We start from the raw sequence: 16067 nt of genomic DNA on the forward strand, positions 1-16067 counted from the left end.
CCCTACAGCATGAACATCACCTCGGCATGTGGGATTATTTTAGATTGCTTATTTAGTCTTCGATCCAATTCCTTCTCAAACTCTTCTCTAAGCTCCAGACCCGCATCTGGATCATCTAAAGATTCGATGTCGGTTTCCTCCATCAGACTTTCCATATCCTCAACGGAAGCATACTTAACGCCAACCATAACATTCATCTCCTTTTTTTACCTCTATCTTCTACCATCCTATCACATTAGCGTGCTTATAGTCAAGACTATTGCCACAAGCACATCATCCCCTCATTACAGGCATGTTCTTTATTGCTCCGTTGTTACTTTAAAGTAAATCTGAGATGGTTGTATTTTTACCGGCGCAAGATGTTTCTTAAGTATACTGATCGGATTCGAGTTTTTTCGGGTATCAACATTGCCTGAATAGAAGAAAAAAAGGGGCGGCTCCGCCCCCCTTCAGAACCCCCCGCAAGGGGGCCAGCCCCCTTGACCCCATTATCTTGTCACTCAAATATCATGCCTGAAAAAACATGTGTCATTTCAGTATATATCTTAATCCGTGTTAAGTTCATGTGTATTGAGGGACTTCAGATCGGTAGTACCAACGCCTCGCGCCTGCGCAATGCTCAGAAATGGGACGTCTGCAACGCTCAGGTCAAGGAATCTGAGGCTGTAGGCATCGATGGCCACCTCGTCAACGCCGGCGATTATGGTGTTTGCCACCTCAACGTCGGAGATGTTTCCACCCGTAGGGCCGTTTCGCTTGAGAACACGTGTGGCGTCCATAATCGTCAACGTGGGTCTGATTGCGCTTGCCAGGTCGGCGATTGAAAGATTGATCTCCTGATGGAGGCGGTTTCTGCTGCCCCCCAGGACGCCATACCAGTTTTTCATGGCTAACGTACACTTGCTCAACGAGTGGTGCTTGAGCACGGGGATGTTTATCAGCTTGTCCACCTGATGAAAATACCTGCACACTGGCCAGATATTTAGGACTTCTCCCTTGAGGTCTGTCTGGAGGAAGTCATCGCCCGTGGTGAACTTGACCTTACCGCCGGACTTCAACACGGCTGCCTCCACGCCGGAGCGGGCAAAGCTCCTGTAGGGGTCGTTGATCGATACGTCGGTCACCCACACCTCCGATGCACGACCCTGCAGGCACAGAGCCACAACCGCTGCAACAACATCCGGACTGGTGTTTGCGGCCAACTCCGGCTGCCGGTCCCAGCCCACGTTTGGCTTTATCAGCACCCTCTCTCCGGGTTTTATGAACCGCGACAGTCCGCCCAGTTTGTCAAAGGCCGCCTGCACCATCTTGCGGGTGTCCTTGCCGTGGGCTATCACCATTGTCGGATACAGAGCGGATGGTTCAACCCTGTAGTTCTTAAACGTGTAGGTAGTCTCCTGGCTGCGGCGCATGGGTCTGTCAGAGTAGGCGATAGCGCCCAAGACCCCAACCGTCATGGCAATGGCCCCCGTTACGCCCGCCCTGCTCAGGAACTCACGCCGACTCAGTACCGGCTCTGTCTTGTCGTTTTTCGATGGCATAAAATACTACGTTTCCCCTCAGCCCCTCCCTCGAATTGTCAATCCTAATGTCATACCAAGACCCTATTTTACAACCTAACATATTGCCCCTACAAATGACAATCACGATTAATTTGTTCTACTTCATAACTGGTAGCGCCACAATCAACCAATGTGACCACGTTTGAATGGAGTGCTACCAGTTATGCTCAGGAAGGGGTACCCCTTGGGCAATCATGGCCCTTGAGTGCCTTCCATCTCCATGGCAATAGCAAGGTTTTTCGAGGCTAAACCAAACCCCGGTTTAATCTCCAATGCCTTGCGGAAGTAACGTATGCTTTCCCGTACCTTACCCTGATTCAAAAGAATGAGTCCTATACCGTTATATGCAGCATGTTGCACCCTGCTTGGTGTAATGACGGTTGCTTTTTTGTAATTCTCATATGCTTCGTCAAACCTGTATGCATGAAAATACGTGTCCCCAAGAATTACATACACGGTATCATATGACGGGTTGATGTGTACAGCCTTATTGCAACTTGCAATTGCCTCGTCAAACCTGCCATTGCCGCTTAAAAACTCACAATAAAACGCATATGCCATGTAATTGTCACCTGTTACCTCTATGGAGTGTTTATAGAGTGTGTCACTGTTTTGCCAATACTGCACTTGTTTTTTGGCAATCACTGTATAGCAAATGAGGACTACTGCAATGGCAGCTACTGTCAATTTATGCCGAAGCCCCGAACCGGACGCAGAGACAGGTATGGTCATCGTTATAATCAGGAATAGCCCTATATATGGGATGTAAGTATACCTATCGGCCAGATAGGATATCCCAACCGGTACAATTCCGATCACAGGTATGAGCGCTATCACAAAGAACAACCACCCGACAATGAAAAAAGGCATACGCTTGAGCACTATCACTGCCACTGAGGTCAGCATGATAAGTGTCAGTGCAGAATATCCGATCTCATACATGTTCCACGTCGGAGACTCCCTGAAATACATTATGGCCATGTCTGCCGGGATAAACACCTTTCTGATATATGTTACGTATGCCACGAGCACTCTCTCAAGTGATAGTGGTATCGGCACACCTGTCTTTATCGTATCGGTTTGCGCATATAGGGTCAGCATAACGGATATGGCAGAGAAAATGATCAGGGGGATTTTTTCGACCAACAAGGATACAACATTGCCATTCTGCACAGGTTTTAAATTCAACCGTTGCAGTGGCCAGTAGTCCAGCAACAAAAGCACAAGGGGCAGCGTCACCAGCATGGGTTTTGTAAGGAGGCCGAGGATAAACGATAACAGCATCAAAATGTATCGTTTTACAGAAGGGGCAGCGGCGTAGTGGGCATAAGACCACATTGTCAGTAACCAAAAGAAAGCGCTCAAAACATCCTTACGTTCGGCCACCCACGCCACCGATTCCACGTGCATTGGGTGAATGGCAAAAAGCGCCGCTATCAGGGCACCCCTGTATATATTATCCGTGAATCTGGCAAATATGATAAAAACTAATAAAGCGTTCAGTACATGAACAAACAGATTGGTTAAATGATGTCTCCCTGCATTTAACCCAAATAGCTCAACATCTGCCATGTGAGACAGCCACGTCAGGGGATGCCAGTTAAATGCATCGAGGGTCATGATAGCCCATTTGACCCCGCTCAGGGTTAAGCCATTTTTTACGTGTTGATTATCATAAACATACAAATTGTCATCATAGGCAACGAAATCAAAATTACGGGTATCTACATAGACAAATATCGTGACAACCACCAAACCCAGGGCAATTAACAATAAAGGGCTGAGGCATCTTGTAAACCTCACCCTGATATTGTCTGTAAGCAGCTTGTATTTTCCATTATTCATTGTTTATTCGTCTATAGCTTACGCATTCAGGCTATCCATGTAACACCGCACCATCTCTCAATATTGCAATATTACCGTACTCTTGCCCTATAAAACTCTGAAACAGGAACTATCCGGTATGCTACCATATAGGAAAAAGTGTTGTCAATATTAGATTTCCAGATGCACGGTGAATTTGTTTTGCCCCTGAGCGAAACCACTACTTGTCAAACAGTCTTAGAACATGTTAATATTAATCGGTATGGAGGTCAGAAAATGAATGGAATTATAGCAGATATTGTTGAAAATAAGTATAGCGGCAAGAGTGATGATCCCGATGAGAATTTAGAGTTAAAGGAAGAACTCGTGCAATATCTAATATCACATCGCGGAGATAAAAATGGTACCCCATTAGACAAAGTTATCAAGGAACTTGAAAAAGATAATATTATCTGATCGGGCCAAAGCTGAACTCAGGAGTCTTGATCCTCCAATTATTAAACGCATACTGAACAAATTTAAAACAATGGTTGATGAGATTGATAACATGAAGATAAAATCTCTGAACGGTAACCTCAAAGGGTACTATCGTGTAAGGCTGAATGATGATTACAGAGCCATCTTTTTCGTTGAAGGCGAAGAAGTCATTGTTATGTCTATTGGACATCGTGAGGGTATAGTTATTGTATATAAAGAGAAGGATATTTATAGATAGTTAACCTCTGATGGCATTCACGGTTGATTGTTGTGCTACCGCTCTCTCACAGCAGGCGTGACATGGCCTTATAGAGGACGGTGTTTTCGCTGTGTGCCTTGACCGCTATTCTGAGGAAGCGGTTGTCGAGGCCACTGTAACCTGCGCAGTTTCTCAGTAGGATTCCCTTAGCCCGGAGTTTTTCATAGAGCATCGGTGCCCTGTCGTCCTTGAGCAGGTAGAAGTTTATCTCCGATGGGTAAAATTGAATTCCTTTTTTTGTGAGCCACCCCTCAACGTAACTCTTTTCCTGCCTGAGCACCTCAAAGGTCTGCCTGACGTAGGCCTTGTCGTTGAGGGCCGTGACCCCTGCACGCTGGGCAAGCGTGTTGACGCTCCAAGGTTCCTTGTAGTGCTCCAGCAACTCCACGTACCGGGTGTCCATCACTGCCATGCCAAGGCGCAGACCACTTAACCCATAGAACTTGGTCATAGACCGCAGTACGATGAGCCAGGGGTTGTTGGCGACCTCACTGACAACGCTCTCTTGTGGCAGGAAGTCAATAAATGCCTCATCCACAACCAACAGACACTGCCACTGTCTGGCGCACTCTGCGATATCAAGCACCTCGGCCCTGGTGAGGTACTGCGACGTCGGACTATTTGGATTGCACAGAAACGCCAACCCACACCCTATCATTGCCGCCTTAAAGGCATCAACGTCCAGCCTGAAACCACTATTCTCCTCCAACTGTACGACCCTTACGTCTCCGACCTCACTTGCCAGCAGTGCCCGCTCATACTCCATAAACGTTGGTGCCAGCACCAGCGCACGACGTGCCCGCACTACCCTTGCAATCAGATATATCAGCTCCGTTGAACCGTTTCCACAGATGATATTGGCGGCATCCACCCCAAGGGCAATGGCGAGATGCCTGCGCAGGCGTCTGCACTGGGGGTCTGGATAGTTGGGCAGATATTTCAGGTGTATCCGTATCTCTGCCTTTACCTTTTTGGATATCCCAAGTGGGTTTATCGAGGCGCTGAAATCAACAATCTTACGCTCCGCAAGCCTCAACTGTGAGGCCAACCCATAGATGTCACCCCCGTGCTGCATGTCCTCAGGGGGCAAGCAAAGAAGAAAGAAGGGGGCGGCTCCGCTTCTTGTCGCTCCAGGAGGGGGCAGCGCCCCCCGGCTCAATGCGCTCCTGGCCCCCCTCAGACCCCCCTGCAAGGGGAGGGGCGAGGCGCAATCTTGTCGCAGCGGGGGGTTGGCAACCCCTGGCTGAAAGTCGCACCCGCCCCGGGCACGAAGAAGTCCCCTTGACCCCATAATGCTCAATTGTCCATGTACTTACGGTATTCAAAGCTTGCCCAACTCTGTCAGTACGCTCTTAAATACACGGTAGAAGTTGTCGTTGTCTGCGATAGCCCTTTTTAACATAGCCTTGAGGTTAGCTAAGTCAGTATCGTTTATTACCACGTTAACACTTTTGGCAAAAGCCGTCATGTTATCAAGGCTCTTATAGGCATTTCCGACAAGGGCTACAAAGATGAGTCTCCGTTCGGCTATTGGCATGGTCTGTATGTAGTCAAGAACCTCGTTGTTTTCACTGCTGCCCCCGCCAAAGCTGTCATTGAGGATGATGACGTCAAAGCGTTGATATTTCAGACATTCATAGACATCATCAATGTCTTTGGCAACCCGTATGTTGTAGTTCAACTCTCTGAGCGCAGGGGCCATCCGTTTTTGGTTATCGGGACGTTCATCGCAGATCAGGGAGTTTTTAAGGCCATCCTCATGGTATTCAAGCTCAGATGCAATCCTCTCCTCTATCACTGGTTCCCTACCTCCTTATCTTGATACGTGTTAAGCATAATAATCTGATTTAGCACAACCTGATGTCCGTACAATTTATGTTGCCGGCGCCTATTTTTTTACGGGGGCCTTGACCTTTTTTGAGTAATCCTTATCCAGACTCAGGCCATCAATGTCTGTAGTCTTTTCACCCTTTGCACTCTTAACGTTGTCAATGCCTCTGCCCACTATGGCCTTTCGTGAGGCATACGCTACAGCCGTTTCTTCATTTACGAGTCCCACCTTGTAGAGGTTGATGATGGACTTGTCAAAGGTCTGCATACCGTATGTGTCGCCGCCGTCAACGATTTCGTAGAAGGTCTTACCTTCGGACTCACCGTTGATGATACTGTCTTTGACACGGAGGTTTGTGCGCATGATCTCAATGGCAGCCACTCTGCCACCTCCCACCTTGGGAAGCAGTCGCTGACTGACAATCCACCTGGCTGTATCTGCAAGGCGGTTTCTGATCAGCACTTCTTCCTCTTGTTCAAACATACCGATGATCCTGTTGATAGTCTGTCCTGCGTCAATTGTGTGCAGGGTGGACAGGACGAGGTGTCCGGTTTCAGCGGCGGTAAGGCCGATCTCCACGGTCTCTCTGTCTCTCATCTCACCGACGAGTATTACCTTTGGAGCCTGTCGCAGTGCCGCCCTCAGACCGCTGGCAAAGGCGTCAAAGTCCGTGCCCATCTCCCGCTGGTTGAAGGTTGATTTTTTGTGAGGATGGACAAACTCCACGGGGTCCTCAAGCGTGAGGACGTGGACGGCCTTTTGTTCGTTGATGATGTTTAATATAGCGGCCAGGGTTGACGACTTACCACTGCCCGTGGCGCCGGTTACGAGGACGAGGCCGTTTTTTTCCTCTGCTATGTGGCCGAGGACTTTTGGTAGCTTCAGGTCGGCAAGAGTCGGGATACGTGATTCGAGTTTTCTGCACACGATGGAGTACGTTGACCTCTGCGAAAACACATTTACCCTGAAACGCGCCTTGCCCGGCAGCGAGTACGACAGGTCACACGATCCCTGTTTTATGAGATTCTCCGTAAGACGCCTGTCGGAGTTTACAAGGTTAAGGGCAAAGACCTCCGTCTGAAAAGCGGTCAGGGTCTTTAACGACACCTCATCGAAGTTCACCGGCAGCAGCACCCCTGAGGACTCAACCTGTGGCGGCTTGCCCACGGTGAGGTTGAGGTCAGAGACGTTGGCCGCACTTTCGAGCATCGTCGACATAATGTTGTCTACTTCAGGTTTTCTCACAGCTTACACCTCTGTTTCTCTATTAATTGTTTAAGCGTTAACCACATACTTATTATAGTGTCTGGTCGTTAGAACTCCGGTGGGGGTTCTTTGAGGAATTGTACGAAGCGTTTTTTGTCTATCGATTTATCATAGGCATCCTCGGCACTGATCCATCCCTTGTTGAGGAGGTCGAGGATGGCATCATCGAGTGTCTGCATACCGAGTCTTTTACCCGTTTGCATGACGGATGCCAATTGCGGGGTCTTTGCCTCCCTGATGAGGTTGGCTGCGGCGTAGGTGATAACCAGGATTTCCAGGGCAGCACATCGGCCTTTTTTATCTGCCCGTTTAAACAGCGACTGTGCCACGACACCCTTTAGGGCCTCCGAGAGGGTTGTACGGATTTGCGCCTGTTGATTGGCCGGGAACACGTCCACGACCCTGTCAACCGTCTTGGTGGCGCTCTGTGTGTGCAGGGTGCCAAAGACGAGGTGACCGGTGGAAGCAGCTTCGAGGGCGAGTTGGATTGTTTCGAGGTCTCTCATTTCTCCAACGAGTATGATGTCGGGGTCTTCACGGAGTGCCCCTCTGAGGGCTGCCGTAAACGACTTTGTATGCGTTCCAACTTCCCTGTGGTTGACTATGCAGCTTTGACTCTTGTGGACAAACTCGACGGGGTCCTCGATGGTCAGGATGTGGTCTTTGCGCGTTTTATTTGCGTGGTCTACTATGGCGGCCAGGGTGGTTGACTTACCGCTACCCGTTGGACCGGTTACGAGGACAAGCCCCTTGTTCAGCCCTGCAAACTTTTTGCACACCGGAGGCAAACCCAACTGATCAACCGTCATAATGTCACTAGGGATCAGTCTGAAAACAGCACCAATGCCCCACTTTTGATTAAAGAAGTTGGCCCTGAATCTGCCCAGACCCGATATCTCATACGCAAAGTCTATATCCCCTGTTTCTTCAAAATGCTTAACCCTGTCTTCGGGGGCGATCTCATAGAGCATTCCCTTTAGCTCTTCGTTTTCCATTTCCTTGTACTTAACGCGTTCCATCTCACCGCGTATTCTCAGGATTGGTTGAGAGCCCGCAACCATATGTAAGTCTGATGCCCCCTGTTCCTTCATCAGTTTAAAAAAGGCATCTATCCTTGCCACTGTTAGCCTCCTGTCGTTTTACGGTTTATGGAGGGGAGTAAGGAGGACACGACACCTGTCTCACAGGCACCATACCCTACCGTCCCTTCCATTTAATTGCGTTCTTACTTGTTTATCTTACGTATGCCCACACTGGCGTGACACTGGTTGCAGAAATTTTCAGGTTCTGCGTGGCAACCCAGGCAATCGCTTAATTTATCATCTCCCTTGATGATGGCGTTGTCGTGTGTTGTCCTCCAGGCGTCTTTGTCTTTATGACTATCCGGAGGTGGTATATTGGGGTCTACTACGAGGTTGAGGGCCTCTTTGATAGTCTTTTTATCGGTAAAGACGTGTTTGGTACCAACGTAGTCGTGGCATTTATTGCAGAACTTGTCAGGTTCATTGTGGCATGGCAGACAGCCCTCGGCCTTAATCTTTCCCGAGGCAATCATGTTCATATGGTTGCCCCTGAATTTTCCAATTGGGGTGTGATACCAAGGCATAAGGTCAACACCGGTTGGCTTTGCCATAACCAGCTCGCCGCTTCCCTCAAAAGTGGGTTTTTCGACGCTGCATCCAATCAGCGATATGATACACAGCAACAGCAGCATGAGATTCAAGGTTGGTCTACGAGTGTTTTTCATGATTATATACCCTCCTTTGCACCGAGTACTATGGCCCTTCCCACGAGCTGATGAATACCGCCGGCCTCTTCCATCGGGAATCCATACGTGGGCAGCATCTTGGACATTTGAGCCTTACATATTGCGCAGATCAGGGCGAGGAAGTTGACGCCGTTTTCGCGTTTTACGTGGTGATAGGCCTGCATTCGTGGCATGGCGCCCTTGACCCTTGTGGGGAGCATGTCATCGCCCAGGAGTCCTTGTCCGGCTCCACAGCAAAACGTGCGTTCCTTGATGGTGTGTTCGGGCATATCGACGAACTTGTCGCACACGCCACGGATAACGCCACGTGGAATCTCAAACTGTCCATACTCCGTTCCGCCCATTTCAAGTCCTCTGGCCACCTGACAGGAGTCGTGCATGGTAACGGTGAATTCTTCGTTTGCCGACTTGTCAATTTTGAGGGCACCGCGCTTGAGGAGGTCCAGGGTGAACTCGCATATATGTTGTGGTCTTGGGTACTTTGGTTCCAGATAATCGAAGGGGCCAAACATGGTGTTGCTGAACGAGGACAGGACGCGCCACATGTGTCCGCATTCGCCGCCGATGACACGTTTAACCTTTAATTGACGGGCGGCTTCCCATATACGTTTGTTGATCTTTTTCATGTGTCCGTAGTTGTGGATGAACATGCCGAAGTTACCGCCTTCGGATGCGTGTGTGCTCATTGTCCAACTGATACCGGCCTGGTGGAACGCCTTGGCATAGCCATAGAGCGACTCTATGTGTGGAGAGGCAAAGAAGTCTGCCGAGGGTGTCACAAACAACACATCTGCGCCTTCTTCGTCGATGGGGATGCGGATATCCTCTATGCCCGTGGTCTCTATCAGTTCATCCTGAACGAACTCCAAGGCGTTTACGATGGCATTTTGTTGCATACCGAGGTTGTTACCGATAGTTTGGGCCTTGTCTATGATTTCGTGCATGTACTTTTGCACTATGCCAACGCTGTTGAGTATTTCTCTGGCTGCCATGGTGATCTCAGCCGTGTCTATGCCGTAGGGGCAGAAGACCGAACACCTGCGGCACTCAGAGCACTGGTAGAAGTACGTATACCACATGGCCAGGAGTTCTTCGGATAGGTCTTCGCCGTTGACAAACTTGCTTCCGAAGAGTTTTCCCTGGATGGTGAAGTAGCGTCTGTAGACACGTCTCATGAGTTCCTGGCGAGCCACGGGCATGTTCAGGGGGTCGCCAGTGCCCAGGTAGTAGTGACATTTATCGGTGCAGGCGCCGCATCTGACGCATATATCAAGAAATAGTTTTACCGATCTGTATTTCTTGAGTATTTCGTCCATTTTTGCAAGAAAAACCTCTTTCCAATCGGGGCGGAGGCCTTCGGTTGGATAGCCGAGTCTCTCCAGGGATTCCTTGGACGTCAGCAACTGCGGTTTGACCATAACCATGGAGTTCGGGGTAAGTTTTGGTACGTTTATTTCGCCGGTCAGCTCCACTGGGTGGTATTTAAGCTTTTCGAACTTGATATACTCTTGTATTATGTCATTTGGGGATTTGTCGGCTCCGTCGTGGTGTGGAGCTTTTTCTTCAGCCATTGTCTGCCTCCTCCTATCCCTTATCCCAGGGGTTTATATATCTTACGGTTCTTGGGTTATTTACCATATTTCTGGTTGGGCTAAAGAAGTAGCCAACCGAGTGCATCAGTTTGCTAAATGGGAAGTAGATTAGCAATAAACACACGAGTCCTACGTGAACGGCAAACAGTAAGCAATCTGTTGGTGCATGAGGCGGTTCCATGGTCAGAAGTTTAAAGGGTGTTTGAGGTTTCATCAGTTCCATGATGAAGGCCTTTACGGTCATGATATCCGGTCTGAACGGCTCGTGTCTGAGCATGATGCCGGTAACCACGATTGCAATGATCAGAAAGAGCACGAAGTAATCTGCCGGTAACGTAACATACCGGGTTCTTTCATCGAGGAATCTTCTGACAACGAGTACCAACATAGCCAACAACATCACAATGCCTATAAAGAAGGCAATACTACCAAGGGCTACAACCACCCCCGGGACCGGATAGATGAAGTATCTCAGGTGTCGGATTAACAATAGCAGAAAGGTGAAGTGAAACAACCATCCGGCGGCAAACAGCAATTTTGTTCCCTTGGCCAAGCTCCTGAAGAACAAGACATCCCCGGCCATCCTTAGAAAAACCCCAAAGGAATCTGTCGGTTGAGGTGTCTGTGGTATCTTCAAGGGTTGAGGTGTTTTGTAGTACTCGAAATAGACCTTATAAAAAACTCCTGCTGCAAAGATAAATACTGCCGCATAAACCAAGGAACTTAAACCCATGTCAACAATAAATTTTATGCCCCCCATTTCTTTATTCCTTCTTTCTTATGTAGTTTGTTTTTTTCCAGTCAAAAGAAGCGCCTGACAGAAGCTATCAGACGCCTCCCTTTGCATACCTCTTTTTACGCTAACTATAAGACAGTGTCGTCGGAGCGACCCTCTATACACAACCCGTAGGTTTTGGTAAGCCGGCGTATCTGCATGCCTGTTTTGCGGGGCCATCCGGAAACAACTGATAGAGGTACTTGGTGTTGCCCTTGTCTGCACCCATTGTTTTTTTGATCTCTTTTACCAGAATCTTGATCATAGGGGCAATCTGGTACTGTTGATAGTATGAGCGGAGGAAGTTGATTACCTCCCAGTGGGCATCTGTCAAATCGAGGCTGTCCTCTTTGGCCAGCAGATCGGCCAATTCTTTTGTCCAGTCGTTGAGGTTTGTCAAATAGCCGTCTTCGTCAAGCTCAATCTTTTTACCTTGGAACTCCAATGTACGCATGTTTTATCCTCCAATATTGCAATTTATTCGGGAAATTCCCTTATATCAAAAAAAACTCTGTAATTTGCCAATGTTTAACTAATTTGTATGGATTAAAATATTTCAATCCGTCATCTGTCAAGCTGTTCTTTCCCGACCTTGACAAAGATCATATTTCCGGCCTTTTCTCTGGCACTGGGCAGATCGGCGTTTTTGCTTGAGACGCAGTGGCTATGGCTGTTGTACGTAACGGAGCGTTCCTGATAGTCCGTATCGGGTTGCAGTGACATAGCGACGTCCCAGTCCTCTCCGCAGGCATAGCTGAGGGCATCCATGAAGGCCTCACCGAGGTTTTTGTTTGAGGCATCAAAGACGTAGATGGCGCCACAGAGGCACCGGCCACCGGTGAAAAACCCCAAACTGGTGGATATGGTGTAGGGTCTGTCGAAGAGTTCCCGACAGAAGGGACACCGTGGCTCCGTTAAGGATGCCTTATCCTCTCGTGGTCTGTTTCCATATTTACCCATGTAGCGTATTATACTTTCATCACAATAATAAAGTCAAAGATCATTTGATTACTTTTTAAAGAACTTTGTTGTCCGGCCAATTATGTTAAAAGAGACCTTCAGGAATTCGTCGTACATGCTGATACCGATGAGGAACATCACGCACATGATTACAAATCCCATGATAAAGAACCAGTGGTTAAAGACGAGGAAGATGTCCTGGAACGTCACCCGTCCGAGGTCTATGTAGGAGATGAGTCTGTCAAAGAGGCTTTCGTTGTAGACTTCGGCGTAGATGATGCTTCCGACGACGATCCCTGCCATTGTGGGCAAGGCATCCAGTGCTCCCTCACCGAGCGCCCCGGCTGCTATGGCAGGGCAGTAGCCGCTGATAGCCAGTCCGGCTCCGAACATCACCCCACCGATGAGCTGTGCCAGGAGAACGGTCCTGGGCAGGTACAGTTCCACCTCTCCGACGTCTTTGAGGAAGTACACCAGCACCATGCCTATCATGAGCAGGGGCGTCCCCACCCGAAAGAAGGTAAAGTCCTGCATCCGGAACATGCCAGATACGACGCTATATTTACAGAGTCTGCCCTTTTGCAGGATAAATCCCAACAATGCACCCAGCAGCAATCCCCCCCACAGGCTCGATGCCCCATACAGGGACTCCAGCGTTGATGAGTCAAATGTGTTCATTATTCGTGATATCATAGAATCCATAGTCAATCCCTCTTAATTAAAGCAATTGTCTTCAACCGGTAGAATAACACCGTCATGTTTGCCCCGCCCATCCACAGGGACATCATAAAGATAAACCCTGCCGGACTGAGCTGAATCACCCCGGCTATCAACATACCCAGCGTGCAGCCCATTGCCATGCGTGCGCCAAACCCCACCAGTATCCCCCCGATGAAGGCCCAAAGCCAACGATTGCGTATCGATGGCCCCTTTGATACACGCCACATCTCAGGGACAAACCTCAACCTGAACTCCCCCGACAACACCGAGGAGACAAAGCTGCCCAGTACGATCCCCACCAACAGGGCCATCGTCCACTCAACGTATGGCTCATACGACTGCCAATACGTGACATTGGCGGCATGTGTGGGCCATATCACGTACTCCAGGATTGACCCTATAACCGTATACCCACGTGAGGCACCAAGTGGCCTCTTTGAGATGTAAAACGATGCCACCTCTATCAGCGCAAATAAAATGCCCACTATTACCGGCCACCAAGTCTTCCGTCTAAGGAAAAGCATTCTCTGTCCTCTGTACTTTAGTCATCAGCTATTATACAACAATCACATCTAACAATTGCTACTATTGTTTTTGTCGCGGCGAATATTTTCTTCCTGTAAACATTTCTGTGATGACAATATTAAGCATTATGGGGTCAAGGGGACTGGTCCCCTTGCAGGGGGTTCTGAAGGAGGGCGGAGCCGCCCCTTTCTTTCTTGTATGCAAGCAATTTTGATACCCTAAAAAACTCGAATCCGATCAGTATATATATGTCATCACAGGATTTTTTACAGCAAAAAATTCTTTGCACCCTGAAATATTTCCAAACTGTTAACCGGAATATGAACCATGCCAAAAAATCTATGCGAACTTATGATAAACCTGACAAGAAAATAAAAGGGATGCCGTTCAGGGTCTGAGGTTAACTGACTGGTTAGGCTTTTAGCTCAGGCAGAGGTGTCTTTTTTATTTAGCTCATCGAAGTTCAGGATGTCCAGGTATTCCCATTGTCTGTATGCAACAACGTATAGTCCTTTTCTCGTCGCAAAGGTTATGATATTGTCATCAACAAGTGTGCTTGCCAGCATCGGGATTATTTGTTTATCAGCACATTCGCTGAAAAAGGTCGATAGTGTCTCTGCCTTGTCCAGTATTTTCTTTACATCACGGCCATCAGGTTTGGATTTGACCTCTATCATGAAGGCCTTGTCCTCACAGATGACCAGGATGTCAACCTCGCAGTTATTGGCACCTTTCCTTTTCATGGCCCTTACACGAAAGTCATCGGGCTCACATTTAAAGTACTGTCTTACCAATGGCTTTGCTCCAGGCGCCATTATGTTCTCAACGAGAGTTCCGAGCAGTTTGGCGTTATCAGCATTTGATTTATTGATCTGCCTCTCCAGTTCTTTCCTCCATTCTTCTTTATCCTTTCGAGCCTGCTCTTGTTGTGTTTCTTTATTCTGTTTAAGCCATTGCTCAAATCGAGTCTCCATATCTCTCATTTCTTGACGAAAGGCATCCATCTCCTCTTTTTCCTGCCGAATGTATTCCTCAAAATGCCGATCACGCTCTGCTGCTTCGGTCTTCAAGTCCCTGCACAGTTCTATCACCTCCGCCATGAGGTTTTCTAACCGGTCAATCCGTGCTTCCAGTATCATCTGCATCGTATAATCCTACCTTTATGCTTGCTATATATACAATAGCATGTTCCATAGTGGGTTGGCAAATGCGGCGTGAAATATTATTTTAGGCGGATGCTATGGTAAAGTTACATGCAACCGAACAATCTGCAAAAAAATAGGGCAGGGCTTACGCCCTGCACCCAAGAAAAGACAAAAAACCAAATAGCCAAATGACCGAATAATCAATGTCCAGAACGAACCGGCCACACATAGTTATAGTTGTAGTTGGACTTATCGCTGGCGAAGACGAAGCCATCGGACATGTTGACGACCCACGCGCGGGACGTATCGTTAGCGTAGGACGTAGACGACCAGTAGACGCCAGACTGCACACTAGTAAATCCAGCCCCAGTAAGCAATGATGCAACATTAACTTCCTTGCCGTTACAATATACCCAATTGCCGCTACTTAGGATTGCATCTAAACCTGTAGTGGAACCATCCGTCATGCAAAGGCTATACAACTCTTGGATAGTTGGCAATCGCCAGTCTGTGTAGCCAAAATTCTCAACCGTTCCCTTATTCATCGACTCAACATAGTCTTTCGCCCCTTGCCAAGTCTTGCGATCTGTAAGGTTAGCGTCTTTTGTCCACACTAGTCTATTTGATGTGTCGGTTATAGTTTGGTCGCCGTTATCCACAAACCTTTCCTCCATTGTTAATGACGTAGGCGTAGATTTCGGTTTTGGAGATGACTCTAAGTTAGATGCTGGAGTTTTACGCTTGTTCACTTCAACACTTATTTTTTCGACAACAGTGTCAATACCAACCTTAAAGGCATTTATCCATGTATTGGTACTCAGATGAGTGGCGAGTGCTCCCATGAGTTTAATATCCTTGAGTCGCACAGGTATTACAGAAACATTGTTTGCATCCGCCACGGCAACTTCTTTTTCAACGTACCTTGATCGTAAAGTGTTTGCAGATATGAGAACAACAACCAATAGCTCAGGATTTTCTGTCATCGTTTTAAATATCTCATTAGCCCAACTTGAACCAAGAGGCAGATCACGATGGTCAATCCAACACCTGATATCTCTGCTTTCTAAACTGTTCACAAGTTTATTAGCATCGCTTAGGTCTGCACTATCGTAACTTATAAAAACATCATACCCCGGTTTCATTCTGACTTATTGTATACCAGCGACAACAAAAAAATCCACATGCCCTGGATGCTATCCTACATCGCAAGGATGGGGTCAAGGGGACTGGTCCCCTTGCGGGGGGGGGCGGAGGGCATAGGTGTTAAGCTAAGAATGCAATCCTGCCAATAAAGCCATTCTTTGTGGAGAATCCCTCCTCTAACCACTGTAGGTGTTAAGCTAAAAAAAAATTTCAAAAAAAC

At 48.0% G+C, this 16067-nt stretch carries 18 protein-coding genes; 2 read left to right on the plus strand and 16 right to left on the minus strand.

All coding sequences use genetic code 11. The annotated features are described in order from the left end of the window. Nucleotides 1-2 precede the first annotated feature (2 nt). From HWQ67_RS00095 to HWQ67_RS00105, 3 genes are all read right to left on the minus strand, one after another. Nucleotides 3-188, minus strand: coding sequence for a hypothetical protein (locus HWQ67_RS00095; protein WP_218250596.1), 186 nt, complete (start codon nucleotides 186-188; stop codon nucleotides 3-5). Nucleotides 189-545: 357 nt separating this feature from the next. Further along, nucleotides 546-1541: a DUF362 domain-containing protein gene (locus HWQ67_RS00100; RefSeq protein WP_218250597.1), complete on the minus strand. Its 996-nt coding sequence runs from the start codon at nucleotides 1539-1541 to the stop codon at nucleotides 546-548. Nucleotides 1542-1754: 213 nt separating this feature from the next. Beyond that, the gene (locus tag HWQ67_RS00105; RefSeq protein ID WP_218250598.1) at nucleotides 1755-3407 is read right to left on the minus strand and encodes a tetratricopeptide repeat protein; all 1653 of its coding nucleotides are present in this window, start codon (nucleotides 3405-3407) and stop codon (nucleotides 1755-1757) included. Nucleotides 3408-3662: 255 nt separating this feature from the next. Here HWQ67_RS00105 and HWQ67_RS00110 point away from each other — a divergent pair, with 255 nt between their 5' ends. Both HWQ67_RS00110 and HWQ67_RS00115 read left to right on the plus strand, forming a co-directional pair. Continuing rightward, nucleotides 3663-3842: a hypothetical protein gene (locus HWQ67_RS00110; RefSeq protein ID WP_218250599.1), complete on the plus strand. Its 180-nt coding sequence runs from the start codon at nucleotides 3663-3665 to the stop codon at nucleotides 3840-3842. After that, nucleotides 3820-4101: a type II toxin-antitoxin system RelE family toxin gene (locus HWQ67_RS00115; protein ID WP_218250600.1), complete on the plus strand. Its 282-nt coding sequence runs from the start codon at nucleotides 3820-3822 to the stop codon at nucleotides 4099-4101. Before HWQ67_RS00110 ends, HWQ67_RS00115 begins: the two co-directional genes overlap by 23 nt. Nucleotides 4102-4147: 46 nt before the next feature. On the opposite strand, the gene cobD is transcribed toward HWQ67_RS00115, so the two are convergent. From cobD to HWQ67_RS00180, 13 genes are all read right to left on the minus strand, one after another. Next, a complete protein-coding gene (gene cobD / locus HWQ67_RS00120) occupies nucleotides 4148-5197 on the minus strand; it encodes a threonine-phosphate decarboxylase CobD (RefSeq protein WP_218250601.1) in 1050 nt (349 codons plus the stop codon). Between the two features lie 246 nt (nucleotides 5198-5443). Beyond that, nucleotides 5444-5920 (minus strand): response regulator, encoded by a 477-nt coding sequence (locus HWQ67_RS00125; RefSeq protein ID WP_218250602.1) that lies wholly within the window; start codon nucleotides 5918-5920, stop codon nucleotides 5444-5446. Between the two features lie 90 nt (nucleotides 5921-6010). Further along, nucleotides 6011-7198: a type IV pilus twitching motility protein PilT gene (locus tag HWQ67_RS00130; RefSeq protein ID WP_218250603.1), complete on the minus strand. Its 1188-nt coding sequence runs from the start codon at nucleotides 7196-7198 to the stop codon at nucleotides 6011-6013. Between the two features lie 68 nt (nucleotides 7199-7266). Continuing rightward, complete coding sequence (locus HWQ67_RS00135; RefSeq protein WP_320414233.1) at nucleotides 7267-8340, minus strand: type IV pilus twitching motility protein PilT; 1074 nt, start codon at nucleotides 8338-8340, stop codon at nucleotides 7267-7269. A gap of 104 nt (nucleotides 8341-8444) precedes the next feature. Then, entirely contained in the window at nucleotides 8445-8966 is a 522-nt protein-coding gene (locus tag HWQ67_RS00140) for a hypothetical protein (protein WP_218250604.1), read from the minus strand. 2 nt (nucleotides 8967-8968) lie between these two features. Then, nucleotides 8969-10558: a sulfate reduction electron transfer complex DsrMKJOP subunit DsrK gene (gene dsrK, locus HWQ67_RS00145; RefSeq protein ID WP_218250605.1), complete on the minus strand. Its 1590-nt coding sequence runs from the start codon at nucleotides 10556-10558 to the stop codon at nucleotides 8969-8971. Nucleotides 10559-10571: 13 nt separating this feature from the next. Next, complete coding sequence (locus tag HWQ67_RS00150) at nucleotides 10572-11339, minus strand: respiratory nitrate reductase subunit gamma (RefSeq protein WP_218250606.1); 768 nt, start codon at nucleotides 11337-11339, stop codon at nucleotides 10572-10574. A gap of 133 nt (nucleotides 11340-11472) precedes the next feature. After that, complete coding sequence (locus tag HWQ67_RS00155) at nucleotides 11473-11808, minus strand: TusE/DsrC/DsvC family sulfur relay protein (RefSeq protein ID WP_218250607.1); 336 nt, start codon at nucleotides 11806-11808, stop codon at nucleotides 11473-11475. Between the two features lie 110 nt (nucleotides 11809-11918). Beyond that, the gene (locus HWQ67_RS00160) at nucleotides 11919-12314 is read right to left on the minus strand and encodes a hypothetical protein (protein ID WP_218250608.1); all 396 of its coding nucleotides are present in this window, start codon (nucleotides 12312-12314) and stop codon (nucleotides 11919-11921) included. A gap of 48 nt (nucleotides 12315-12362) precedes the next feature. Continuing rightward, on the minus strand, nucleotides 12363-12992 hold the full coding sequence (locus tag HWQ67_RS00165) for a YeeE/YedE thiosulfate transporter family protein (protein WP_218250609.1): 630 nt from the start codon (nucleotides 12990-12992) through the stop codon (nucleotides 12363-12365). Nucleotides 12993-13018: 26 nt separating this feature from the next. Beyond that, nucleotides 13019-13558 (minus strand): YeeE/YedE thiosulfate transporter family protein, encoded by a 540-nt coding sequence (locus tag HWQ67_RS00170; protein WP_255317041.1) that lies wholly within the window; start codon nucleotides 13556-13558, stop codon nucleotides 13019-13021. Nucleotides 13559-13984: 426 nt separating this feature from the next. Further along, complete coding sequence (locus HWQ67_RS00175) at nucleotides 13985-14704, minus strand: hypothetical protein (protein WP_218250611.1); 720 nt, start codon at nucleotides 14702-14704, stop codon at nucleotides 13985-13987. 200 nt (nucleotides 14705-14904) lie between these two features. Continuing rightward, complete coding sequence (locus tag HWQ67_RS00180) at nucleotides 14905-15846, minus strand: DUF1566 domain-containing protein (RefSeq protein ID WP_218250612.1); 942 nt, start codon at nucleotides 15844-15846, stop codon at nucleotides 14905-14907. Between the last annotated feature and the right edge of the window lie 221 nt (nucleotides 15847-16067).

This window comes from Candidatus Magnetobacterium casense (assembly GCF_019173545.1).
Lineage (GTDB): Bacteria > Nitrospirota > Thermodesulfovibrionia > Thermodesulfovibrionales > Magnetobacteriaceae > Magnetobacterium > Magnetobacterium cryptolimnobacter.